The sequence below is a fragment of the Streptomyces sp. W16 genome (assembly GCF_033194735.1).
Taxonomy (GTDB): domain Bacteria; phylum Actinomycetota; class Actinomycetes; order Streptomycetales; family Streptomycetaceae; genus Streptomyces.
Genome location: NZ_JAWOAI010000841.1, coordinates 1 through 2,761, shown reverse-complemented (window position 1 = coordinate 2,761; position 2,761 = coordinate 1). Strand labels below are relative to the sequence as shown.

Here is a 2,761-nt window from a genome sequence, read left to right as displayed (position 1 = left end):
CGGCGAGCGGCGCGGTGCCAGCACGATGAGGCCGGCGCCCGCGGCCAGCAGTGACTCCGCCGCGACGAGCAGGGCGGTGCTGCGTCCGGTGCGCGGCGGTCCGGCGATCACGAAGGTCGGTACGTCCGTCAGGTCGGGGCCGAGCGAGGTGAGGACGTCACCGCCCACGGCGACCAGCGGTCGCATCGGCCCGCCCCGGGTGTGCAGGGCGAGCGCCTCGTCGTACGTGACCCGGTCGGGGAGTACGTCGAGGCGGATCGGGCGGCGCGCGGCGGGGACCGCGGCCTCGCGCTCGGTGAGGTCCCGGCCGAGGGCGAGCAGGATGTCGGCCTGTGCGGTGCCGGACAAGTCCTCGCCCAGCACCGCGAGTTGTACCTCGCTCAGGTCCTGGGTGCGGATGCCGCGTCCCGGCTCCGGGTCGGTCGGCGCGGACTTGGTGGGGATGCCGACGCTGGAGTAGTCCTGGCGGTCGTTGAGCCTGAGGACGATCTTGTCCTCGGTGGTGCCGGAGAACCGGCTGCTGCCGAGCACCCGGTCGCCGGCCAGGACGACGTGGATACCGCCGCCCGCTCCGTCGCGCAGCAGGCGGATCATGCGTTCCATGTAGCTGCCGTTGTCGTACGAGGCGAACTCGCGCTCGAAGACCTCGAACCGGTCGACCATCAGCACGATGTGGGCGAGCCGCTCCTCCGGCAGCTGGGCCCCGCGCAGTTCGGCCAGGTCGGCGGTGCCGCGCGCGCCCAAAATGCTCTGGCGCGCGGTGAGTTCGGCGCCCAGCCGGTCGAGGAGACGGCCGAGGCGCTCGATCTGGTTGCGGTCGACCACCGCGCCGCAGTGCGGCAGCGCGGTCAGGGCGTTGAGCGCGCCGTTGCCGCAGTCGATGCCGTACAGGTGGACGTCGTCGGCGCCGTGGGCCTGGCCGAGGGCGGCGGCCAGGGTGCGCAGGGTCTGGGAGCGTCCGCTGCGGGGCGAGCCGACGATGTGCAGATGGCCGGCCCGGTCGAGGTCGAGGACCAGCGCGGTGCGGGTCTGCTGTGCGGGCAGGTCGACCATGCCGTACTCCACGGCCGGTAGGGCCGCTTCGCGCTCGGCGGTGGGCTTGGGCGAGGGCGGTGCCGTCCAGGGGAGCAGGGTGGGCAGGGCCGGCAGCCAGGGGCTCGGCTGGCGCGGTACGTCCGCGAGCCGGGCCGCCTGGGCGATGGCTCCGGTGAGTACGGCGAGGTCGGTGACGGCCTCGGTCTGCGCCGCCGAGGAACCACCACGGGAGCGCGTGCTCGGCAGCGGGCCGCCGAGGTTCTGCCAGGTCACCGGTTCCGCGCGGACGGTCACCTCGGTTCCTTCGGCGGGCTGACCGCCGGGCCTACGACCGCCCACGCGGCCGGACTGGAAGGGCAGCAGGGCGGACGGGCCGAGCCGGGCGTAGGCGCGGCCGGGGTTGGCCGGGGAGATCTCACCGGAGTCGGGCGCGTCGATGATGTCGCGGCTCTCGGAGGTGTCGGTGGTGCGCAGCGCGATGCGGAGATTGGTGTTGGCGCGGATGTCCGGGGTGACCGCGCCGCCGGGGCGCTGGGTGGCGAGCACCATGTGGATGCCGAGCGACCGGCCGCGCTGCGCGATGTTGACCAACCCCGAGATGAAGTCGGGGAGTTCGCGCACCATGGACGCGAACTCGTCGACGACCAGGAGGAGTCGGGGCAGCGGGGGCAGTACGTTGCCGCCGCGTGAGCGCTTGTCGAGGTAGTCCTCGATGTCCTTGGCGCCCGCCTGCGCCAACTGGGTCTCCCTGCGCCGCAGTTCGGCGCCGAGGGAGACCAACGCCCGCTCCACGAGCCGGGTGTCGAGGTCGGTGACCAGGCCGACGGTGTGCGGCAGGTCGGCGCACTCGGCGAAGGCGCTGCCGCCCTTGTAGTCGACGAGCACGAAGGTCATCTCGTCGGGCCGGTTGACCACCGCGAGGGTGGCGACGAGGGTCTGCAGCAGCTCGGACTTGCCGGACCCGGTGGTGCCGGCGATCAGGGCGTGCGGGCCGTCGCGCACCAGGTCGACGGCGAACTCACCGTCGTAGCCGATCCCGAGGACGGCCCGGGTGCTACGGCCGCCCAGCGACCAGCCGGCCACCACGGCCTCCGCGGTGGGCGGTTCGACCTTCAGCAGGTCCAACAGGCGTACGGCGCCGGGCAGTGCGCTCTCGTCGCTGTCGCCGACGCCGCGCAGGGGGGCCAGCGCGCGGGCGAAGTGCTCGTACCAGTCGGACTCGGGCGAGTCGCTGCGGACGTTCTCCAGCGCGGCGCCGGAACCGGTGCGCACCCTGGAGGTGGTGGCGCCCGCCTCGGTGACGACGACGGCGCCGCACTCCTCGGGGAGGAGCCGCTCCTCGCGGTCGATGCAGATGGTGTGGACGCCGACGGACGGGCCGTCGCGCAGCAGCGCGATCACGCCGGGCAACGAGCGGGCGCGGCGGGCCTGTTCGAGGACGACGAGGACGTCGGGGTAGCCGTTCGCTCCGCCCCGGATGAGGTCGGATCCCGCCGCGACCCGGGAGGCGACGAGCTGGCCGAGTTCGCCGATGCGCCGGGCCAGGGACTCGGCGGTGGAGCCGATCAGGGCATAGGCGTCCTCACCCTGCGCCTGGGTGTGGGGCAGCCAGCGGATCCAGGACCAGTCGCGTTCACCGTCCGGTCCGGCGAGGACGACGAGGCGCAGGGCGGTGGGGCTGTGCAGGGCGGCGGCCTGGGCGGCCAGCCAGCCGGCCAGCCGGGTC

At 74.0% G+C, this 2,761-nt stretch carries 1 protein-coding gene; it reads right to left on the bottom strand.

Annotated features, from left to right (window positions below):
- On the bottom strand, positions 1–2,761 hold a 2,761-nt coding region (locus R6V09_RS50265), incomplete at both ends, for an FtsK/SpoIIIE domain-containing protein (RefSeq protein WP_317888109.1).